Source organism: Streptomyces apricus (assembly GCF_008369065.1).
GTDB lineage: Bacteria > Actinomycetota > Actinomycetes > Streptomycetales > Streptomycetaceae > Streptomyces > Streptomyces apricus.
Map to the genome: position 1 here is coordinate 86,609 of NZ_VDFC01000046.1, position 21,051 is coordinate 107,659.

Consider the following 21,051-nt stretch of genomic DNA (forward strand, 5'->3'; position numbering starts at 1 on the left):
GGGCTGGGGGGGGTGGCCCGGGGGGCCTGGGGATTTCCGTCGGGTGCCGGTGCGTCGTGGTTGCTCGCGCAGTTCCCCGCGCCCCTGGAGGGCGCCCCTGTGGGGCGTGCTCCTCTCAGCGGGCGTTGAAGTACTTGGCTTCCGGGTGGTGGAGGACGATGGCGTCGGTGGACTGCTCCGGGTGGAGCTGGAACTCCTCGGAGAGGTGCACGCCGATGCGCTCGGGCTCCAGGAGGCGGGCGATCTTCGCCCGGTCCTCCAGGTCGGGGCAGGCGCCGTAGCCGAGGGAGAAGCGGGCGCCGCGGTACTTCAGCGCGAACATGTCCTCCATCCCGGCGGGGTCCTCCCCCGCGAAGCCGAGTTCGGAGCGCACGCGCGCGTGCCAGTACTCGGCGAGGGCCTCGGCGAGCTGGACGGACAGGCCGTGCAGTTCGAGGTAGTCCCGGTAGGAGTTGGCCTCGAACAGCTTCGCCGTCTCCTCGCCGATCCGGGAGCCGACGGTGACGACCTGGAGGCCGACCACGTCCGTCTCGCCCGACTCCTCGGGGCGGAAGAAGTCGGCCAGGCACAGCCGCCGGCCGCGGCGCTGGCGCGGGAAGGTGAAGCGGGTGCGCTCGTTGCCCGCCTCGTCCAGCAGGATCAGGTCGTCGTCCTTGGACACACAGGGGAAGTAGCCGTAGACGACGGCCGCTTCGAGCAGGCCGCCGGTCTGCAGCTGGTCGAGGAGGCCGCGCAGCCGCGGCCTGCCCTCGGTCTCCACCAGCTCCTCATAGGTGGGCCCCTCGCCGGTGCGCGCCTGCTTGAGGCCCCACTGGCCCTTGAACAGGGCGCCCTCGTCGAGCCAGGACGCGTACTCCTTGAGCTGGATGCCCTTGATGACGCGGGTGCCCCAGAAGGGCGGCTCGGGCACCGGGTTGTCGGTGGCGACGTCGGAGCGGACCGCGCCCTCCTCGGGGCGTTCCTCGACGACGGTCTGCGCGGTGGCCCTGACGCGGCGCTGCTTGAGTTCCGGCAGGGTCGCGCCGGGCACGCCGCGCTTGACCGCGATCAGGGCGTCCATCAGGCGCAGGCCCTCGAACGCGTCGCGGGCGTAGCGGACCTCGCCCTCGTAGATGGCGTGCAGGTCCTGCTCGACGTAGGCGCGGGTGAGGGCGGCGCCGCCGAGGATGACGGGGTAGTCGGCGGCCAGCTTGCGCTGGTTGAGCTCCTCCAGGTTCTCCTTCATGATCACCGTGGACTTGACCAGCAGGCCGGACATGCCGATGACGTCGGCGCGGTGTTCCTGGGCGGCCTCCAGGATCGCGGAGACGGGCTGCTTGATGCCCAGGTTGACCACGGTGTAGCCGTTGTTGGACAGGATGATGTCGACGAGGTTCTTGCCGATGTCGTGCACGTCGCCGCGCACGGTCGCCAGCACGATGGTGCCCTTGCCCTCGTCGTCGGTCTTCTCCATGTGCGGCTCCAGATGGGCCACCGCGGTCTTCATGACCTCGGCCGACTGGAGCACGAACGGCAGCTGCATCTGGCCGGAGCCGAACAGCTCGCCGACGACCTTCATGCCGTCCAGGAGCGTCTCGTTGACGATGTCGAGGGCGGGGCGCTCCCGCAGGGCGTCGTCGAGGTCCTGTTCGAGGCCGTTCTTCTCGCCGTCGATGATGCGCCGCTTGAGCCGCTCGTCCAGCGGCAGCGCGGCGAGTTCCTCGGCGCGGCCGGCCTTGCGGGACTTGCTGGTGGCGCCCTCGAACAGGGCCATCAGCTTCTGCAGCGGGTCGTAGCCCTCGCTGCGGCGGTCGTGGATGAGGTCGAGGGCGGTGGCGACCTCCTCCTCGGTGAAGCGGGCGATCGGCAGGATCTTGGAGGCGTGCACGATCGCCGAGTCGAGGCCGGCCTTGACGCACTCGTCGAGGAAGACGGAGTTGAGCAGGACGCGTGCGGCCGGGTTGAGGCCGAAGGAGATGTTCGACAGGCCCAGGGTGGTCTGGACGTCGGGGTGGCGCTCCTTGAGGCGGCGGATGGCCTCGATGGTGGCGATGCCGTCGCCGCGGGACTCCTCCTGGCCGGTGCAGATGGTGAAGGTCAGGGTGTCGATGAGGATGTCCGACTCGTGGATGCCCCAGTTCCCGGTGAGGTCGGCGATGAGCCGTTCGGCGATGGCGACCTTCGTCTCGGGGGTGCGGGCCTGGCCCTCCTCGTCGATGGTCAGGGCGATCAGCGCCGCGCCGTGCTCCCGGGCGAGCGCGGTGACCTTGGCGAAGCGCGAGTCGGGGCCGTCGCCGTCCTCGTAGTTGACGGAGTTGATGACCGCGCGCCCGCCGAGCTTCTCCAGGCCGGCCCGGATGACGTCGACCTCGGTGGAGTCCAGCACGATCGGCAGGGTGGAGGCGGTGGCGAAGCGGCCGGCCAGTTCCTCCATGTCGGCGACGCCGTCGCGGCCCACGTAGTCGACGCACAGGTCGAGCATGTGCGCGCCCTCGCGGATCTGGTCGCGGGCCATCTCCACGCAGTCGTCCCAGCGGCCCTCCAGCATGGCCTCGCGGAACTTCTTCGAGCCGTTGGCGTTGGTGCGCTCGCCGATCGCCAGGTAGGCGGTGTCCTGGCGGAAGGGCACGCTCTGGTAGAGCGAGGCCGCGCCGGGCTCGGGGTGCGGCTCGCGGCGGGCCGGGGCGAGGTCCCGTACGCGCTCGACGACCTGGCGCAGGTGCTCGGGGGTCGTGCCGCAGCAGCCGCCGACCAGGGACAGGCCGTACTCGGTGACGAAGGTCTCCTGCGCGTCGGCGAGCTCCGGCGCGGTCAGCGGGTAGTGGGCGCCGTTCCTGCCGAGGACGGGGAGGCCGGCGTTGGGCATGCAGGACAGCGGGATGCGGGAGTGGCGGGCCAGGTAGCGCAGGTGCTCGCTCATCTCGGCGGGCCCGGTGGCGCAGTTGAGGCCGATCATGTCGATGCCCAGGGGTTCCAGGGCGGTGAGGGCGGCCCCGATCTCCGAGCCGAGCAGCATGGTGCCGGTCGTCTCGACCGTGACGGACACGATCAGCGGCAGGTCCGCGCCGAGGGCCTGCAGGGCCCGGCGGGCGCCCAGCACCGACGCCTTGGTCTGCAGCAGGTCCTGGGTGGTCTCCACGAGCAGCGCGTCCGCGCCGCCGGTGATCATGCCTTCGGCATTCTGCTGGTAGGCGTCGCGCAGCAGGGTGTACGGGGCGTGGCCGAGGGTGGGCAGCTTGGTGCCGGGGCCCATGGAGCCCAGTACCCAGCGCTGCTGTCCGGTGGAGGCGGTGAACTCGTCGGCGACCTCGCGGGCGATGCGGGCGCCGGCTTCGGAGAGTTCGAAGACACGCTCGGGGATGTCGTACTCGCCGAGCGCGGCGTGGTTGGCTCCGAAGGTGTTCGTCTCCACGCAGTCCACCCCGACCGCGAAGTACTCCTCGTGGACGGAGCGCACGATGTCGGGGCGCGTGAGGTTCAGGATCTCGTTGCAGCCCTCGAGGTTCTGGAAGTCCTCAAGGGTGGGGTCCTGTGCCTGGAGCATCGTGCCCATCGCGCCGTCGGCCACCACCACCCGGGTGGCGAGCGCCTCGCGCAGGGCGTCGGTGCGGGTCCTGCTGTACCGGGACTCCGGCGCAGCGGACGGAAGGGACGGGTTCGGCAACGAGGCCATGGAAGATGCTCCCTGGGGTGCGACGGCTGTCGGCTTTGCGCTTCTCGTGGGAGGCGCACGCCGTCAGGGTAGCCCGCGGCCACGCCGTTGGGGCGGGGACGTCCACGGGGCGGACGGGCGATCCGTACCCCGTGCCCGCGGGGATGCGTTTGCAACGCATCATGACCACCCATTAGCGGGAGGTCGATGACGAGCGGTAATGTTCGACATTGCCGAACGGTGGCAGCGAAGCGGCGACCGGCGGTCCAACCGGACGGAGGGCAGGACGGCGATGGCACGGAACATCCAGTCGCTCGAACGGGCGGCCGCGATGCTGCGGCTGCTCGCGGGCGGGGAGCGACGGCTCGGCCTGTCGGACATCGCCTCGTCGCTCGGCCTGGCGAAGGGCACGGCCCACGGCATCCTGCGCACGCTGCAGCAGGAGGGGTTCGTCGAGCAGGACGGGCCCTCCGGGCGCTACCAGCTGGGCGCCGAGCTGCTGCGGCTGGGGACGACCTACCTGGATGTGCACGAGCTGCGGGCGCGCGCCCTGGTGTGGACCGACGACCTGGCCCGCTCCAGCGGCGAGAGCGTCTACCTGGGGGTGCTGCACCAGCAGGGCGTGCTGATCGTGCACCACGTCTTCCGGCCCGACGACAGCCGGCAGGTGCTGGAGGTGGGGGCCATGCAGCCGCTGCACTCCACGGCGCTCGGCAAGGTCCTGTCGGCGTACGACCCGGTGGCGCACAGCGAGGCCCTGGACGCCGAGCGCGAGCGGTTCACGGCGCACACGGTCAGCGCGCCCGAGGAGTTCGAGGGCGTCCTGGACCTGACGCGTGCGCGCGGGTACGCGGCGGACGTGGAGGAGACCTGGACGGGGGTGGCCTCGGTGGCCGCGCCCATCCACAACCAGCGGCGGATGCCGGTCGGCGCGGTGGGGGTGACGGGGGCGGTGGAGCGCGTCTGCAAGGACGGCGAGCTGCGTCCCGAGCTGATCGCCGCCGTGCGCGACTGCGCCCGTGCGGTCTCCAGGGACCTGGGCGCCGGGCGGTTCTGAGCCCGTCCGCGGAGCCGTTCGCGCCCATCGGGAGTCCGCGCCGTCCGGCGTGGGAAGGAAGGCCGGTACGTCACCGACGTACCGGCCTTCCGCGTGCTGCGGCGTTCGATCGGTCACAGGGGTCGGTAACGATCGGGCTTTCGCCTGCAGAGGCCTTGACGAGGTGGTATTGCCGGAGCAAGACTCCCGTCCATCGGTCGGCATTGTCGAACACCTACCGGCAATACGCGTTAGAGTGTGAGAAGGGCAGGGCCGACAACGACCTCACCTGAGGTCGCGGACCACCGGAGGGACCCGGGGTTCGCCTTTCCCTGGACGAAGGACAAAGGAGTCGCGGGTGTCCAGCTCCGACATCTTCATCGGCGAGACCATCGGTACCGCCGTACTCATCCTGCTGGGCGGTGGCGTGTGCGCCGCCGTCACGCTGAAGGCATCCAAGGCGCGCAACGCCGGATGGCTCGCCATCACCTTCGGGTGGGGCTTCGCGGTGATGACCGCCGTGTACATCTCGGCACCCCTCTCCGGTGCCCACCTGAACCCGGCCGTCACCCTCGGCATCGCGATCAAGGACGACGACTGGAGCAACCTCCTGACCTATTGGTCGGGCCAGCTCCTCGGCGCCATGATCGGCGCGCTGCTCGTGTGGGTCGCGTACTACGGGCAGTTCCTCGCCCACCTCACCGACCGCGAGATCGTGGGCGGCCCCGGCGCGCAGGACGTCAAGTCCGTGGAGGCCCGGGAGGCCAAGGCGGGCCCGGTGCTCGGCGTCTTCTCCACCGGCCCCGAGGTCCGGGTCGCCTGGCAGAACGTCGCCACCGAGGTCATCGGCACGGTCGTGCTGGTGCTCGCCGTCCTCACCCAGGGGCTCAACGACAGCGGCAAGGGTCTCGGCACCCTGGGCGCGCTGATCACCGCCTTCGTGGTCGTCGGCATCGGTCTCTCGCTCGGCGGTCCGACGGGGTACGCGATCAACCCGGTCCGCGACCTCGGCCCGCGCATCGTGCACGCCCTGCTGCCGCTGCCGAACAAGGGCGGGTCGGACTGGAGCTACGCCTGGGTCCCGGTCGTCGGACCGCTGATCGGCGGCGCGATAGCCGCGGGCCTCTACAACGTCGCTTTCGCCTAGAGCCGCACGACCCACGGCGCGGGCGTCCCTCCGGTACGGGACGGACGCCCGCCCGGGCCGCAGGCAGCACGTTGCAGGCGGACCCTTCCTCCACAGACTTCCAGGACCACGGACACCAGGAGCACACCGTGACCGACGCGCACACCGCCGGCCCCTTCATCGCCGCGATCGACCAGGGCACCACGTCCAGCCGCTGCATCGTCTTCGACCGGGACGGCCGGATCGTCTCCGTCGACCAGAAGGAGCACGAGCAGATCTTCCCGAAGCCGGGCTGGGTCGAGCACGACGCCGCCGAGATCTGGACCAACGTCCAGGAGGTCGTCGCCGGAGCCGTCGAGAAGGCCGGCATCACCCGCGACGACATCAAGGCCATCGGCATCACCAACCAGCGCGAGACCACGCTGCTGTGGGACAAGAACACCGGTGAGCCCGTCCACAACGCCCTCGTCTGGCAGGACACCCGCACCGACGCGCTCTGCCGGGAGCTGGGCCGCAACGTCGGCCAGGACCGCTTCCGCCGCGAGACCGGCCTCCCGCTGGCCTCGTACTTCGCCGGCCCCAAGGCCCGCTGGCTGCTCGACAACGTCGAGGGCCTGCGCGAGCGCGCCGAGGCCGGCGACATCCTCTTCGGCACCATGGACAGCTGGGTCATCTGGAACCTGACGGGCGGGGTGAACGGCGGCCGGCACGTCACCGACGTCACCAACGCCTCCCGCACGATGCTGATGAACCTGCACACCATGCAGTGGGACCCGCGGATCGCCGAGTCCATCGGCGTACCGCTGGCGATGCTCCCCGAGATCCGCTCCTCCGCCGAGGTGTACGGCGAGATCAGCGGCGGTAAGCTGGGTGACCTGCTCGGAGGCATTCCGGTCGCCTCCGCGCTCGGCGACCAGCAGGCGGCCCTCTTCGGCCAGACCTGTTTCTCCGAGGGCGAGGCCAAGTCCACGTACGGCACCGGCACGTTCATGCTGATGAACACCGGCGACAAGCTCATCAACTCCTACAGCGGTCTCCTGACCACCGTCGGCTACCAGATCGGCGACCAGAAGCCGGTCTACGCACTCGAAGGCTCCATCGCCGTCACCGGCTCGCTCGTCCAGTGGATGCGCGACCAGATGGGCCTCATCAAGTCCGCCGCCGAGATCGAGACGCTCGCGATGTCGGTCGAGGACAACGGCGGCGCGTACTTCGTACCGGCCTTCTCCGGTCTGTTCGCCCCGTACTGGCGCCCGGACGCCCGCGGTGTGATCGCCGGCCTGACCCGGTACGTCACCAAGGCGCACATCGCGCGCGCCGTCCTGGAGGCCACGGCCTGGCAGACCCGTGAGATCAGCGACGCCATGACGAAGGACTCCGGCGTCGAGCTCACGGCCCTCAAGGTCGACGGCGGCATGACCTCCAACAACCTGCTGATGCAGACCCTGGCCGACGTCCTGGACGCCCCCGTGGTGCGCCCGATGGTCGCCGAGACCACCTGCCTCGGCGCCGCCTACGCCGCCGGTCTGGCCGTCGGCTTCTGGACCAACACCGAAGACCTGCGCGCCAACTGGCGCCGGGCCGCGGAATGGACCCCGAACATGGCCGCGGAGACCCGTGACCGTGAGTACAAGAGCTGGCTCAAGGCCGTCGAGCGGACCATGGGCTGGATCGAGGACGAGGAGTAATTCGCAATGACCCCCCTGCAGAGTGTCCCGGCTCTTGGGACGCACCCGGCCAACGGCTCCGCCGCGTTCGCGCTGAAGGCGGCGAGCCGCGCCGAGACCCGGGAGCAGCTGTCCAAGACGACATACGACCTCCTGGTGATCGGTGGCGGAATCCTGGGCATCTCCACCGCCTGGCATGCCGCGCAGTCGGGCCTGCGGGTGGCCCTGGTCGACGCCGGCGACTTCGCCGGCGCGACCTCCTCCGCCTCCTCCAAGCTGCTCCACGGCGGTCTGCGCTACCTGCAGACCGGCGCGGTGAAGCTGGTGGCGGAGAACCACTTCGAGCGCCGTGCGGTCTCCCGCCAGGTGGCCCCCCACCTGGCGAACCCGCTCACGTTCTACCTCCCCGTGTACAAGGGCGGGCCGCACGGCGCGGCGAAGCTGGGCGCGGGTGTCTTCGCGTACTCGGCGCTGTCGGCCTTCGGTGACGGCGTGGGGCACCTGCTCTCGCCGTCGAAGGCCGCGCAGGACGTCCCCGAGCTGCGTACGGACAACCTCAAGGCCGTGGCCGTGTACGGCGACGACCAGATGAACGACTCCCGGATGGCGCTGATGACGGTCCGCGCGGCCGTCGACTCGGGCGCCACCGTGCTCAACCACGCCGCGGTGACCGGGCTGCGCTTCACCCGGGGCCGGGTGACCGGCGCCGAGCTGAAGGACACCCTCTCCGGCGAGGAGTTCGGCGTCTCGGCCCGCCTGGTGCTGAACGCGACCGGGCCGTGGGTGGACCACCTGCGCAGGATGGAGGACGAGCACGCGGCGCCGTCCATCCGCCTGTCCAAGGGCGCGCACCTGGTGCTCAAGCGCACCTCCCCGTGGAAGGCCGCGCTGGCCACGCCGATCGACAAGTACCGCATCACCTTCGCCCTCCCCTGGGAGGACATGCTGCTGCTGGGCACGACCGACGAGGAGTACGAGGGCGACCCGGCGGACGTCGCGGTCAACGAGAAGGACATCGCCCAGATCCTGGACGAGGCCTCCTTCTCCATCCGCGACAAGCAGCTCACCCGCGATCTGATCACGTACTCCTTCGCCGGGCTGCGGGTGCTGCCGGGCGGTCCCGGCGACACCTCGAAGGCCAAGCGCGAGACGGTCGTGACCGAGGGCAGGGGCGGCATGCTGTCCGTCGCGGGCGGCAAGTGGACGACGTTCCGGCACATCGGCCGGACCGTCATGAAGCAGCTGGAGTCGCTGCCGGGCCGGCCGCTCGGCCAGGACTACGAGCCGGTCTCCGCGCTGCCGAAGAAGCTGCCGCTGCCGGGTGTCGCCAACCCGCGCGCGGTGGCGCACCGGCTCCTGGTGGATGGCACCTCGGCCGGTCCGGTGATGGCCCCCGACACCGCCCGGCACCTGGCGACCCACTACGGTTCACTGGCCTTCGACATCGCGCGGCTCGCGGGCGAGAACCCGGAGCTGGCCGAGCGGGTGCACGAGGACGCCCCCGAGATCTGGGCGCAGGTCGTGTACGCGCGGGACAACGAGTGGGCCGAGACGGTGGACGACGTGCTGCGCCGCCGTACGACGCTGACGATCCGCGGCCTCGCGACCGACGAGGTGCGGGCCGGGGTGCAGGACCTGCTGGACGGGAAGTAGCCGTACGGCACGGTGACGGGACGGAGGGCGGCTGCCACGGGGCGGCCGCCCTCCGGCGTGCGGTCCGCGGCCGGTCCGGCGTCCGGCGTCCGGTACGGCTTCTCAGTGATTGAGACGGCAACTACATTTTCCCTGGTGGGCCGTGGGCCGGAGTTACGATGCCGGGACCGGATACCCGCCCCGGGACAGTGAGGTCCCCGCCGGGATCACGGGTCCGCACACCCCGCACACCCCTGGAGTCGCTCCCATGACCCTGCTGACCACGTGGCCCGAGTCCGGGCCCGAGTCCACGGTGCGCCGCACCTCCGACCCCGCCGAGATCGCCGCCGCGCTCGCACCCCTCGGCGTGCGCTACGAGCAGTGGCCCGTCCGCGAGGACGTCGCCCCGGACGCCGACAGCGAGACCGTCTTCGCCGCGTACGCCCGGGAGATCGACAGGCTGAACGCCGAGGAGGGCTTCACCACGGTCGACGTCCTCGGGCTGCACCCGGGCGACGACCCGGAGTACCCGGCGAAGGCGAAGGCGGCGCGGGAGAAGTTCCTCCAGGAGCACACCCACGACGACGATGACGAGGTCCGGTTCTTCGTCGCGGGCTCCGGGATCTTCTACCTGCACGTGGGCGGCGAGGTGCACGCCGTGTTCTGCGAGAAGGGCGACCTGCTGGGCGTGCCGCGCGGGACGACGCACTGGTTCGACATGGGGACCTCGCCGGCGTTCACCGCGATCCGCTTCTTCCACGAGGAGGACGGCTGGATCGGCAGCTTCACCGGCTCGACCATCGCCGGCCGCTTCCCCGACTACGACACGATCGCGGCGGGGTACGAGCGGGACCGGGCCGCGGCGTGAGCCTGCGGCCGGTGCCCGGCGCGGCCCCCGCGGCCGGTACGGCCGGCGTGTTCGACGTGGACGCCGTGGTGCTCGACATCGAGGGCACCACGAGCGCCACGGGCTTCGTCGTCGACGTGCTCTACCCGTACTCGCGCTCCCGGTTCGCCGCGCTGCTGGACGAGCGCGGCGACGACCCGGACGTACGGCGGGCCGTCGCCCAGGTGCGCGACCTGCTCGGCGAGCCGGACGCCGGCGCCGGGCGCGTCGAGGAGGCCCTGCACGCGTGGCTGGACGACGACGTGAAGGCGACGCCCCTGAAGACCCTTCAGGGCATCGTCTGGGCCGAGGGGTTCGCCCGGGGCGACCTGGTGTCCCACTTCTACGACGACGTGGTGCCGGTGCTGCGGCGGTGGCACGCGGACGGGGTGCGGTTGCACGTGTACTCGTCCGGGTCGGTGGCCGCGCAGCGCGCGTGGTTCGCGAGCAGCCCGGCCGGTGACCTGCGGCCGCTGGTCGACGGGTGGTACGACACCGAGAACGCGGGGCCCAAGCAGGAGCCCGGGTCGTACCACCGGATCGCGGCGACGGCCGGTACGCGGGCCGGGCGCCTCCTCTTCCTCTCCGACCGGCCGGGCGAGCTGGACGCGGCGCGCGCCGCGGGCTGGCGGACCGCCGGGATCAGGCGGCCCGGGGAGCCGTACTACGAGCAGGGCGTCGGTGACCACGCGCAGGCGGGGACCTTCGACGGGATCGGCATCAGGACCGGAACGGCAGGGAGCAGCACGTGAGCGCCGACATCGGCACGTCCGCACTGGAGGAGGCCGGGGCCGTCCTGGCCGCTGAGTCGGCCCGCTTCGCCGGGTTCGGCTGGATGCGGGGCACCTCCGGGAACCTGTCCGTGGTGCTCTCGCGCGATCCGCTGCGGCTCGCGGTGACCGCCAGCGGGCACGACAAGGGCGAACTGACGCCGGCCGACGTGGTGCTGGTGGACGGGCGGGGCGCGGCGGTGAACGGCGGCCGGCCGTCCGCCGAGGCCGAGCTGCACGCGCGCGTGGCCGCGCTGACGGGGGCCGGGGCCGTGGTGCACGTCCACACGGTGGCGTCGGTCGCGCTGGGGCGGCGGTCGCCGGGCGGGATCGTCCTCAAGGACCTGGAGATGCTGAAGGGGGTGGGGGKGCCCGCGCACGACGTGGAGGTCACCCTGCCGGTCATCGCCAACAGTCAGGACATGGGGGTCCTCGGAGACCGGCTGGAGGCGGCGCGGGATCCGCGGATGCCGGCGGTGGTCGTGGCGGGGCACGGGCTGTACGTGTGGGGCGACACGGCCCGGCAGGCGCGCCACCACACGGAGATCGTGGAGTGGCTCCTGGAACTGGAACTGACGGGCCACTGAGGGGTCACCCACCGGGCGTGGCTGCGGGTGCGGGGCGGGTGCGGCTGCGGGTCCGTGGTGGCTGGTCGCGCAGTTCCCCGCGCCCCTGGGTGAGGGGGTGTCCGGCGTGGTGTGCCGGGTGCGGGCACGATTCGGTCGCTCGCGCAGTTCCCCGCGCCCCTGAAAGACGGGGCTGCGCCCCGGTCTTTCCTCTGCCGCAGCGGCAAGGAACCTCGCGAGCGGCCCGCGTCCCGTAAGGGGCGCGGGGAACTGCGCGATCGGCCCCCACCGGCCCGCAGGTGGCGGACGACCCCGGGGGCGCCGCCTACTTCAGGTGGTCCCCGGGCAATTCGCCCGCGGAGACCTCCAGTACGCCCCGTTCCGTCGCCAGCCCCGTCACCAGGCGGGCCGGTGTGACGTCGAACGCCGGGTTGTGGCCGCGGGAGGCGGCCGGCGCGGTCCGGACCCCGCCCCACTCCAGCACCTCCGCCCCGTCCCGCAGTTCGATGTGGATGCCGGCGCCCGTGGCCGTGGAGAGGTCGACCGTCGTCGTGGGCGCCGCCACCAGGAACGGCACGCCCGCGTCGGCGCACGCCAGGGCGACCCCCACCGTGCCGACCTTGTTCGCCGTGTCCCCGTTGGCGGCGATCCGGTCGGCGCCGACGACCGCCGCGTCCACCGCCCCCCGCAGAATCGTTCCCGCAGCCGCCCCGTCCGCCTGGACGTAGTGCGGTATGCCCTCCTGGGCCAGCTCCCACGCGGTCAGCCGCGAGCCCTGCAGCAGCGGCCGCGTCTCGTCGGCGTACACGACCTCAAGACGCCCCCTGGCGTGGAGTTCACGGACGACGCCGAGCGCGGTGCCCCAGCCGGCGGTGGCGAGGGCGCCGGTGTTGCAGTGGGTCAGGATCCGCAGCGGCCGGTCCTCCCCCACCCGCTTCAGGAGCCAGTCCGCGCCGGCCTCCCCCATCGCCCGGTTCGCCGCCACGTCCTCGCGCTGCACCTGCACGGCCTCGGCGAGCACCGCGTCGAGGCCCTCGTCGAAGCGGGCCAGCACGCGGTCGACGCACACCATGAGGTTCACCGCGGTGGGCCGCGCCGCCCGCACGCGCGCGACGGCGGCCAGGACCTCCTCGCGCGACCAGCCCTCGCGCTTGCCCTGGAGCATCGCGAGCGCCACCCCGTACGCCCCGGCCGCCCCGATGGCGGGCGCGCCGCGCACGACGAGCCGCCGGATCGCGTCCACCAGGTCGTCCACGTCCCGGACGTCACGCGTCTCGGTGCGCTGCGGCAGCACGGTCTGGTCGATGAGCGCGAGGCTGTTTCCGGTCCAGTCGACGGCGCGCAGTTCTCGGGGCATGGCGGGGCACTCCTGACGTTCCGGGGATGCGCGACACCGTACATGAGCTGGCAGAATCCCGAACGACGGCAGGGGAACCACAGTTCGAGACGGGGGCGCGGATGTCCGGAAACCGGTGTTACAGTCCAGCAGCCGCAGCCCTGGAGGCCGACCCGTGGGAGGACGTGTGCCGCTGACGACGCGTCGCTTCCTGGACCACGGCCGCTGTGCAAGCGACGGCTGTCGACGCTGACCGCCGAGGCACCGGCCCGTACCGGTGTCCCCCGTGCTGCCCCGCTCCACCCCACCCTCCAGCGTTTCCGCTCGAGCGCGCACCGCCGCACGCACCCTCCCCGAAAGGGCCGCCCCATGCCGCGTACCCGTACCCGTAGATCCCGTTCGCTCCGCCTCGCCGCCGTGGCGACCGGCAGCGTGCTGCTGGCCGCCGCCGCGACCGGCTGCAACGCCGCCGCGAAGGACGACGCCGCCGACGGAGGCTCGAAGGGCGGCGGCGCGTCCTTCACGCTGGTGACGCCGGACCCGGTCGGGCAGAACGAGTTCCTGAAGCTGGCGGTCGACGGGGTGAAGGCCGCGGCGAAGACGCACGACGGGACGCAGAAGGTCTACCAGTCCTCCGACAGCGCCTCGCAGCAGCAGAACGTGCAGGCCGCCGTGGACGCCGCGCCGGACGTCGTCGTCCTGGTCGGCTTCGAGTTCGCGGACCTGGTCGCCCAGCAGGCCGAGGCGCACCCCAAGCAGCAGTTCCTGATGGTCGACGCGTGCACGACGAAGACGTACGCGAACGTGAGCTGCGCCGTCTTCCGCGAGCACGAGGGCGTCTACCTGGCGGGCGCCGAGGCCGGGCTGCTGAGCGGGAGCGGCAAGGTCGGCGCGGTCGTCGTCCTCGACACGGGGCAGTTCCGCCGCTACAGCGACCCGTTCGCGGCCGGTGCGAAGGAGGCCGCGCCCAAGACGTCCGCGAGCACCCGCTTCGTCGGCGGGCAGTCGCCGTTCGACGACTCGGCGCGCGCCAAGGAGCAGGCGAACTCGCTGCTCGCCAAGGGCACCGACCAGGTCATGGCGGCGGCCGCGGCCGGCAACTACGGCGTCTTCGAGGCGGCCGAGGCGAAGGGGGCGTACGCGTACGGCGTGGACGTCAACCAGTGCACCTCCGCACCGGGCACCGTCGTCGACAACGTCATCAAGAAGACCGACGTCGCCGTGCAGGAGGGCATCGGGCAGGTCCTCGACGGCAAGGGCGGGAAGACCGTCTCGTACGGCCTCAAGGAGGGCGGCATCAGCCTGACCGGCCTGGAGGACGGGGTGGAGTCCTCGAAGTGCGTGATCGCGGAGCACGAGGACGTCCTGAAGAAGGTCGAGGCGCTGCGCGACCGGATCGTGTCCGGAGAGCTGACGGTCGATGACCCGGCCGCCAAGTGACCCCTCGGCCGCGGCGGTGAGCGGACCGGGCGGAGCGGTGAGCGGGCCGGACGGGGCCGTCGGCGGGCTGCCGCCGGCCGTCGAACTGCGCGGCATCACCAAGCGGTTCCCCGGCACCCTCGCCAACGACGCGGTCGACCTGACCGTGCGGCGCGGTGAGATCCACGCGCTGATGGGCGAGAACGGCGCGGGCAAGTCGACGCTGATGTCCGTCCTGTACGGCATGGAGCGGCCGGACGCCGGTTCGATCCGCATCGACGGGGCCGAGGTGTCCTTCGGGAGCCCGGGGGCCGCGATGGCCGCCGGGCTCGGCATGGTCCACCAGAGCTTCAAGCTGTTCGACTCGCTGACGGTCGCCGAGAACGTCGTCTACCGGGCCGAGCCGCGCCGCTTCGGTCTGGTGGACCGGGCGGCGGCGCGGCGCCGGGTGCGCGAACTCGGCGCGGAGCACGGTCTCGTCGTCGATCCGGACGCCCGGGTCGGCGACCTGCCGGTCGGCCTGCGCCAGCGCGTGGAGATCCTGAAGCTGCTGCACCGCGGCGCGCGCACGCTCATCCTCGACGAGCCGACGGCGGTGCTCACCCCCGCCGAGGCCGACGCCCTGTTCGCGGTGCTCAGGTCGCTGACGGCACGGGGCCGCACGGTGATCCTCGTCACCCACAAGCTGCGTGAGGTGCTGGAAGGCAGCGACAACGTGACGGTGCTGCGGGACGGGCGGGTGGTGGCCCGGCTGCGTACGGCGCGGACGAGCGGCGCGGGGATCGCGGCCGCGATGACCGGCCGGGCCGTCGAGCTGGACCGCGTCCACCCGGCGGGCACGCCCGGCGACGTCGTGCTGGACGTCGAGGGGCTGGGCACGGCGGGCGTGCACGACGTGCGGCTGTCCGTGCGCGCCGGGGAGATCGTCGGGATCGCGGGCGTCGCGGGCAACGGCCAGAGCGAGCTCGTCGAGGCGCTCGCCGGGCTGCGGACGGTCACCGCCGGGCGGGTCGCCCTGCGGGGCGAGGACGTCACGCACGCCTCGGCCGCCGAGCGGCGCGCCAAGGGCCTCGCGTACGTTCCCGAGGACCGGCACGCGGTCGGCACCGCGCCCGCGGCGTCCGTCGCGGACAACCTCGCGATGGGGCACCACCGCACCTCGCTGTCCTCACGGCGCGGCCTGCTGCCGCCGTCGGCGGTGCGCGCCCACGCGCGCGACCTCGTCGGCCGCTTCGGCGTCAAGGCGGCCACGCCCGAGGTGCCCGCGTCCGCGCTGTCGGGCGGCAACCTGCAGAAGCTGCTGATCGGCCGCGAACTGGCGCACGGCGCGCCGCTGCTGCTGGTCGAGCAGCCCACGCGCGGGGTCGACATCGGCGCGATCCAGGCCATCCACGACGAGCTGGTCGCCTACCGCGACGCCGGGCACGCGGTCCTGCTCGTCTCGGCCGAACTGAGCGAGATCCGCGGCCTCGCGGACCGGATCCTGGTCATGTACGAGGGCCGGGTGACGGCCGCGTACGACAGGGCGGAGGCGGACGAGGCGACGCTGGGCCTGGCCATGGCGGGCGGCGCGGGGACCACGACGGGCGCTCCCGCGGGCGCGGCCCCGGACGGAGACTGACATGGACCTCACCCTGGACCGCGTGAAGGGGGCGCTGCGCTCCCCCGTCACCTTCTCGGTCGTCGCCGGGCTCGTCATCGGCGCACTGTTCCTGGTCGGCACCGGCGCCGATCCGTTCGCCGCGTACGGGGCCGTCGTCACCGGCTCGCTCGGGGCGGACGGGATCGGGTCGACGCTCACCACCGGCACGAGCGTGCTGGGCATGGCGCTGGCCCTGGCCATCCCGCTGCGCGCCGGGCTCATCAACCTCGGCGGGGACGGCCAGCTGGTGCTCGGCGGCATCGCGGCCGCCGTCACCGGCCTGTACTCGCCGCTGCCCGCGCCGCTCACCGTCGTGCTGGCGCTGCTCGCCGGGGTCGTGGCGGGCGCCGCGTACGCCGCGCTGGCCGCGCTGTGCGAGAACCGGTTCGGGGTACCGCTGCTGGTGAGCAGTCTGCTGCTCAGCTATCCGGCGACCTCGCTCGCCTCGTACCTGGTGCGGTACCCGCTCAAGGAGCCCGGTTCCAGCCTGCCCCAGACCCGGCGGCTGCCGGAGGGCGTGGCGCTGCCCGTGTTCGGCACGTCGACCGTGACGGCCGGGCTGGTGCTGATCGTCCTGGCGGCGGCCGCCTACTGGTTCGCGGACCGGCGCACGGCCGTCGGGTACGAGATCCGGATGACCGGCCTCAACGCGCGCTTCGCCGCGTACGCCGGGGTGGAGCGCAGGCGGCTGACGCTGCGGCTGATGGCGACCTCCGGCGCGCTCGCCGGGCTGGTCGGCGCGATCGGCGTGCTGAGCTTCCCCTACCGCTTCCTCGACGGTTCGCTGACCGCTCCCGGCTACACCTGGACCGGCCTGACGGCGGCGCTGCTCGCCGCGGCGGCCCCGCTGGGCACGGTGGTGGCGTCGTTCTTCTTCGCCGTCCTCCAGGTCGGCGGGCTGTCCATGGAGCGCACGACCGAGGTGCCGCGCGAGCTGACGCAGGTGCTGCAGGCCATCGTCATCGTGTTCCTCGCGGCGCGCCTGCGCTTCCCGCGCCTGCGGCGCAGCCGGGGGAAGCCGCAGGAGCCGGCCGCACGGGAACCCGCCGCACAAGGGGAGCCCGTCTGATGTTCTTCGACTCCGACCTCCTGATGTCGGCGCTGCGCGCGCTGACCCCGATCCTGCTGGCCGCGCTCGGCGGCGCGCTGTGCGAACGGGCGGGCGTCTTCAACATCGGCCTCGAAGGCATGATGCTGATGGGCTGCTTCACCGCCGTGGCCACCAGCTGGTTCACCGGCAGCCCGTGGCTGGGCGTGCTGGCCGCGGCCCTGGCCGCCGCCGCGTACTCGCTGATCCTCGCCGTGGGTTCGGTCACCCTGCGCGGCGACGCGGTCGTGCTGGGCATCGCGATGAACCTGCTGGCGGTGGGGCTGACCAGCTTCCTGCTGCGTACGGTCTTCGGTGTGCAGGGCACGTTCGACGACCCGTCGCTGGCCGGACTGCCGCTCGTCGGCGGTTTCTCGCCGCTCGCCTACCTGGCGTGGGCGGCGGTCGGGGTGTCCGCGCTGCTGCTGTCGCGCCATGTGTGGGGGCTGCGGCTGCGCGGGGTCGGCGAGGCCCCGGAGGCCGCCGCCACGCTGGGGGTGAGCCCGGCCCGCTACAAGTACGCGGCCGTGCTGCTCTCCGGTGTGCTGTGCGGGCTGGCCGGGGCGCAGCTCGCGCTGGGCAACGTCACCCTGTTCTCCGAGAACATGACGGCAGGCCGGGGCTGGATCGCGGTGGTCGCGGTCATGCTCGGGCGCGCGCTGCCGCTCGGTGTGCTGCTGGCCGCGCTGCTCTTCGGTCTCGCCGAGGCCGCGGGTTTCCGGCTGCAGGGCCTGGGCATGCCGCAGCAGGCGACCGACGCCGCGCCGTACGTCGTCACGCTCGTCGCCCTCTTCCTCAGCACGGCGCAACGGCGGCGCCGCGCCGCCCGTACGCGTCCGAGTACGACTGGAGTCACTTCATGACGCAGGACCTGGCCCCCATCACGCGCGTCCCCCGAACGGGGCTGCCGCCGCGTGCCGTCGTCGTCGGGGATCCCGCGCGCGCCGCGACGGTCGCCGCGCTGCTCGACGGCGCGCAGGAGGTGTCCTACCACCGCGAGTACCGCGCCTTCACCGGCAGCTGGAAGGGCGTGCCGGTGGTCGTGGCCTCGCACGGGGTCGGCGCCCCGGGGGCGATCCTGCTCTTCCAGGAGCTGGCGGACGCGGGCGTGGGCACCTTCCTGCGGTTCGGCACGGCGGGTGCGATGCGGCCCGGCATCCAGGACGGCGACCTCGTCATCGCGGAGGCCGCCGTGCGCGACGACGGGGTGACCCAGCAGCTGCTGCCGCCCGAGTACCCGGCGGTGGCCACGCCGGAGGCGGTGCTCGCGCTGCAGCTGGCGGCGCGCGAGCAGGGCGCCCCGCACCACCGGGGCCTGGTGTGGACGCGGGCCGCGTTCCAGCCGGGTCTGATCCCCCTGTTCTCCTACGAGGGGGCGGGGCTCGCGGCCATCGAGATGGAGCTGTCCGCGCTGTACGTGACGGCCTCGCTGCGCGGGCTGACCGCGGGCGGTGTCCTGGTGGTCGACGGCGCGAACGCGGACGAGCTGGTGGACGAGTCCGCCACCGGCAGCTACAACCCGCACCGCGAGGTCGTCGCGGCGGGTGTGGAGCGCGGCGGCGTGGTCGCGCTGGAGGCGCTGCGCCTGCTGGCCGAGGCCGGGGAGCGCGCGCTGTGAGCGCCGCCTCCCCCGCGGGCGGGGCGCCCGTCGACCTGCTGGTGCACGGCGGCGACGTGCTCACCGTCGACGAGGCGGGCACGGTCGTGCCCGATGGGGCCGTGGCCGTCCGCGACGGCGAGATCGTCGGGGTCGGCCCGGCCGGGGAGCTGCGGGCGCGGTACGCGGCCGCCGACACCCTCGACGCGACCGGCTGCCTGGTCCTGCCCGGCCTGGTCAACGCGCACACCCACCTGGCGATGACGCTGCTGCGCGGCCGCGCCGACGACGTGACGCTGCAGGGCTTCCTGGAGCGCGTGCTGCGCTGGGAGAGCGCGCTGCTGTCCCCGGACAACGTCGCCACGGCGGTCCGGGTCGCGATCGCGGAGAGCGTACGGGCCGGGGTGACCTCGGCGCTCGACATGTACTGGTTCCACGAGGCAGCCGAGCGGGTCGCCGCGCAGGCGGGCTGGCGGCTGCACACGGGGCCGACCTTCATGGACGTACCGGATCCGCCCGACGCGACGGCGTACGGGGACCGGCTGGAGTGGGCCCGGCGCGATCTGGCCGGGCGTGCGCGCCGGCCCGGCACGCGCCCCGTGCTCTTCGCGCACTCCGCCTACACCCTCTCCCCCGAACAGCTGACCGAGATCGCGGCGCTGGCCCGGGAATTCGGGGCGCTGCTGCACATCCACGCGGCGGAGAACGCCGCCGAGGTCGCCACCGTCGAGGTGCGGTACGGCAAGCGGCCGGTGGAGCTGCTCGACTCGCTCGGGCTGCTCGGCCCCGATCTGCTGCTGGCCCACGCCGTGGACCTGACCGGCGCCGAGATCGCGGCGCTGGCCCGTACCGGCACCTCGGTCGCGCACTGCCCGGTGTCCAACCTCAAGCTGGGCTGCGGCATCGCCCCCGTGCCGCGGCTGCTGAGCGCGGGCGTGACGGTCGGCCTCGGCACGGACGGGGCGGTCAGCTCCAACACCCTGGACGTGCTGCGCTCGCTGGGCCTGGCCGCCCTGGTCCACAAGGCCGACGGGGACCCCACCGCCGTCGGCGCCGAGCAGGCCGTGCGCATGGCCACGATCGAGGGCGCCCGGGCCCTGGGCCTCGCCGGCTCGCTGGGTTCGCTGGAGGCGGGCAAGCGGGCCGACCTGGTCGTCCTGGACCTGGGCGGTGCGCATCTGGCTCCCCGCCACGACCCCTGGTCGGCGCTCGCGTACGCGGCCCGGGCCGAGGACGTGCGGGACACACTGGTCGACGGCCGGGTCCTGATGCGCGACCGCGTCCTGACCACGCTCGACGAGGACGCGGCGATCGCGGAACTGGCCGCGCTCGTGGCGCGGTCCGACCTCGTGTGACCGCCGGGCGTCCGGTTCCCCGCGGGTGTCCGGAGGCGGTGAACGGGGCAGTGATCCGGTCACTCCCGCACTCGCGGGGGCTGCGGACGCCCAGCGCACACGCCGTAAGGTTGGGGCGTACGTGAGGGCACGTCGGAGAGTGAAGGAGGCGCTGGGTGATCGAGCTCGACGGGGTTCCCGAGCTGGTCGACCCGGTCATGGTGGCCGCGTTCGAGGGCTGGAACGACGCCGGCGACGCTGCCTCCACCGCGGTCGCGCATCTCGACAGCGAATGGAAGGGCGAGGTGTTCGCGGCGCTGGACGCCGAGGACTACTACGACTTCCAGGTCAACCGCCCCACCGTGTGGCTGGACGGCGGTGTACGCAAGATCACGTGGCCGACGACAAGGTTGTCGGTGGTCCGCGTCGGCGGGGAGAAGCCGCGGGACCTGGTACTGGTGCGGGGCATCGAACCGTCGATGCGCTGGCGGTCCTTCTGCAACGAGCTGCTCGGCTTCGCCCATGAGCTGGGCGTGGAGCTGGTGGTGATCCTGGGCGCCCTGCTGGGCGACACCCCGCACACACGTCCGGTGCCGGTCAGCGGGGTCACGTCCGACCCCGACCTGGCGCGCAGGATGGACCTGGAGGAGACCAAGTACGAGGGACCCACGGGCATCGTCGGCATCCTCCAGGAGGCGTGCACGCACGCGGGCGTGCCGGCGGTGTCGCTGTGGGCGGCCGTCCCGCACTACGTCTCGCAGCCCCCGAACCCGAAGGCGACGCTGGCCCTCCTGAACCGCCTGGAGGACCTGATCGACCTGCGGATCCCGCTGGGCGAGCTGCCGGAGGACGCCCGCGCCTGGCAGGTGGGCGTGGACCAGCTGGCCGCCGAGGACAGCGAGGTGGCCGAGTACGTGCAGACGCTGGAGGAGGCCCGGGACACCGCCGAGCTGCCGGAGGCGTCGGGCGAGGCGATCGCCCGGGAGTTCGAGCGCTATCTGCGCCGGCGGGACGGGGGCGGTCCGGCGGCGCCGCCCGGCGGGCACGCCACGGAGAGCGGCGATCCCGGTACGTACCTCCGGGACACGCCCGGCGGCCGCACCAGGCCGCCGCGACCGCCGCGGTCTGGCCCTGGCCAGGGCCAGGGCCAGGGCCAGGGCCAAGGACAGGGGTCCGCGGACGCCGGGGACGACTCCGGCCCGGGTTCCGGTTCCGGTTCGGGTTCCGGTCCCGGCCCGGATTCCGGTCCCGGTTCGGATTCCGGTCCCGGCTCGGGATCGGGTCCCGGTCCGGGTGAGGATGCGCCGGACGACTGAGGACGG

At 72.9% G+C, this 21,051-nt stretch carries 16 protein-coding genes; 14 read left to right on the forward strand and 2 right to left on the reverse strand.

Features of this window, described 5'->3' with window-relative positions:
- Positions 1–115: 115 nt before the first annotated feature.
- Complete coding sequence (gene metH / locus FGF04_RS20470) at positions 116–3,652, reverse strand: methionine synthase (RefSeq protein ID WP_149512768.1); 3,537 nt, start codon at positions 3,650–3,652, stop codon at positions 116–118.
- 271 nt (positions 3,653–3,923) lie between these two features.
- Here metH and FGF04_RS20475 point away from each other — a divergent pair, with 271 nt between their 5' ends.
- From FGF04_RS20475 to mtnB, 7 genes are all read left to right on the forward strand, one after another.
- Positions 3,924–4,688, forward strand: coding sequence for an IclR family transcriptional regulator (locus FGF04_RS20475; protein WP_149512769.1), 765 nt, complete (start codon positions 3,924–3,926; stop codon positions 4,686–4,688).
- A 337-nt stretch (positions 4,689–5,025) separates the two neighbouring features.
- Positions 5,026–5,814, forward strand: coding sequence for an MIP/aquaporin family protein (locus FGF04_RS20480; RefSeq protein WP_149512770.1), 789 nt, complete (start codon positions 5,026–5,028; stop codon positions 5,812–5,814).
- Between the two features lie 128 nt (positions 5,815–5,942).
- Positions 5,943–7,481, forward strand: a complete 1,539-nt coding sequence (gene glpK, locus FGF04_RS20485) for a glycerol kinase GlpK (protein ID WP_149512771.1) — start codon at positions 5,943–5,945, stop codon at positions 7,479–7,481.
- Positions 7,482–7,487: 6 nt separating this feature from the next.
- Entirely contained in the window at positions 7,488–9,113 is a 1,626-nt protein-coding gene (locus FGF04_RS20490) for a glycerol-3-phosphate dehydrogenase/oxidase (RefSeq protein WP_149512772.1), read from the forward strand.
- A 247-nt stretch (positions 9,114–9,360) separates the two neighbouring features.
- On the forward strand, positions 9,361–9,960 hold the full coding sequence (locus FGF04_RS20495; RefSeq protein ID WP_149512773.1) for a 1,2-dihydroxy-3-keto-5-methylthiopentene dioxygenase: 600 nt from the start codon (positions 9,361–9,363) through the stop codon (positions 9,958–9,960).
- Positions 9,957–10,730: an acireductone synthase gene (gene mtnC, locus FGF04_RS20500; RefSeq protein ID WP_235882423.1), complete on the forward strand. Its 774-nt coding sequence runs from the start codon at positions 9,957–9,959 to the stop codon at positions 10,728–10,730. The genes FGF04_RS20495 and mtnC overlap by 4 nt, the downstream gene beginning before the upstream one ends.
- Positions 10,727–11,335 carry a methylthioribulose 1-phosphate dehydratase gene (gene mtnB, locus FGF04_RS20505; protein ID WP_149512774.1) on the forward strand — a complete coding sequence of 203 codons (609 nt, stop codon included), beginning with the start codon at positions 10,727–10,729 and terminating at the stop codon, positions 11,333–11,335. Before mtnC ends, mtnB begins: the two co-directional genes overlap by 4 nt.
- Positions 11,336–11,639: 304 nt before the next feature.
- Here mtnB and mtnA read toward each other — a convergent pair whose 3' ends face one another.
- Positions 11,640–12,671, reverse strand: a complete 1,032-nt coding sequence (gene mtnA / locus FGF04_RS20510; protein ID WP_149512775.1) for an S-methyl-5-thioribose-1-phosphate isomerase — start codon at positions 12,669–12,671, stop codon at positions 11,640–11,642.
- 348 nt (positions 12,672–13,019) lie between these two features.
- Between mtnA and FGF04_RS20515 the strand changes: the two genes are divergently transcribed.
- From FGF04_RS20515 to FGF04_RS20545, 7 genes are all read left to right on the forward strand, one after another.
- Positions 13,020–14,090 carry a BMP family ABC transporter substrate-binding protein gene (locus FGF04_RS20515; protein ID WP_149512776.1) on the forward strand — a complete coding sequence of 357 codons (1,071 nt, stop codon included), beginning with the start codon at positions 13,020–13,022 and terminating at the stop codon, positions 14,088–14,090.
- A complete protein-coding gene (locus FGF04_RS20520; RefSeq protein WP_149512777.1) occupies positions 14,071–15,690 on the forward strand; it encodes an ABC transporter ATP-binding protein in 1,620 nt (539 codons plus the stop codon). Before FGF04_RS20515 ends, FGF04_RS20520 begins: the two co-directional genes overlap by 20 nt.
- Position 15,691: 1 nt before the next feature.
- Positions 15,692–16,780: an ABC transporter permease gene (locus FGF04_RS20525; protein ID WP_149512778.1), complete on the forward strand. Its 1,089-nt coding sequence runs from the start codon at positions 15,692–15,694 to the stop codon at positions 16,778–16,780.
- Positions 16,780–17,661 (forward strand): ABC transporter permease, encoded by an 882-nt coding sequence (locus FGF04_RS20530; protein WP_149512779.1) that lies wholly within the window; start codon positions 16,780–16,782, stop codon positions 17,659–17,661. Before FGF04_RS20525 ends, FGF04_RS20530 begins: the two co-directional genes overlap by 1 nt.
- Positions 17,658–18,416, forward strand: coding sequence for a nucleoside phosphorylase (locus FGF04_RS20535; protein WP_149512780.1), 759 nt, complete (start codon positions 17,658–17,660; stop codon positions 18,414–18,416). The genes FGF04_RS20530 and FGF04_RS20535 overlap by 4 nt, the downstream gene beginning before the upstream one ends.
- Positions 18,413–19,750 (forward strand): amidohydrolase, encoded by a 1,338-nt coding sequence (locus tag FGF04_RS20540; protein ID WP_149512781.1) that lies wholly within the window; start codon positions 18,413–18,415, stop codon positions 19,748–19,750. Before FGF04_RS20535 ends, FGF04_RS20540 begins: the two co-directional genes overlap by 4 nt.
- 155 nt (positions 19,751–19,905) lie before the next feature.
- Positions 19,906–21,045: a PAC2 family protein gene (locus tag FGF04_RS20545; protein WP_149512782.1), complete on the forward strand. Its 1,140-nt coding sequence runs from the start codon at positions 19,906–19,908 to the stop codon at positions 21,043–21,045.
- The last annotated feature ends 6 nt before the right edge of the window (positions 21,046–21,051 follow it).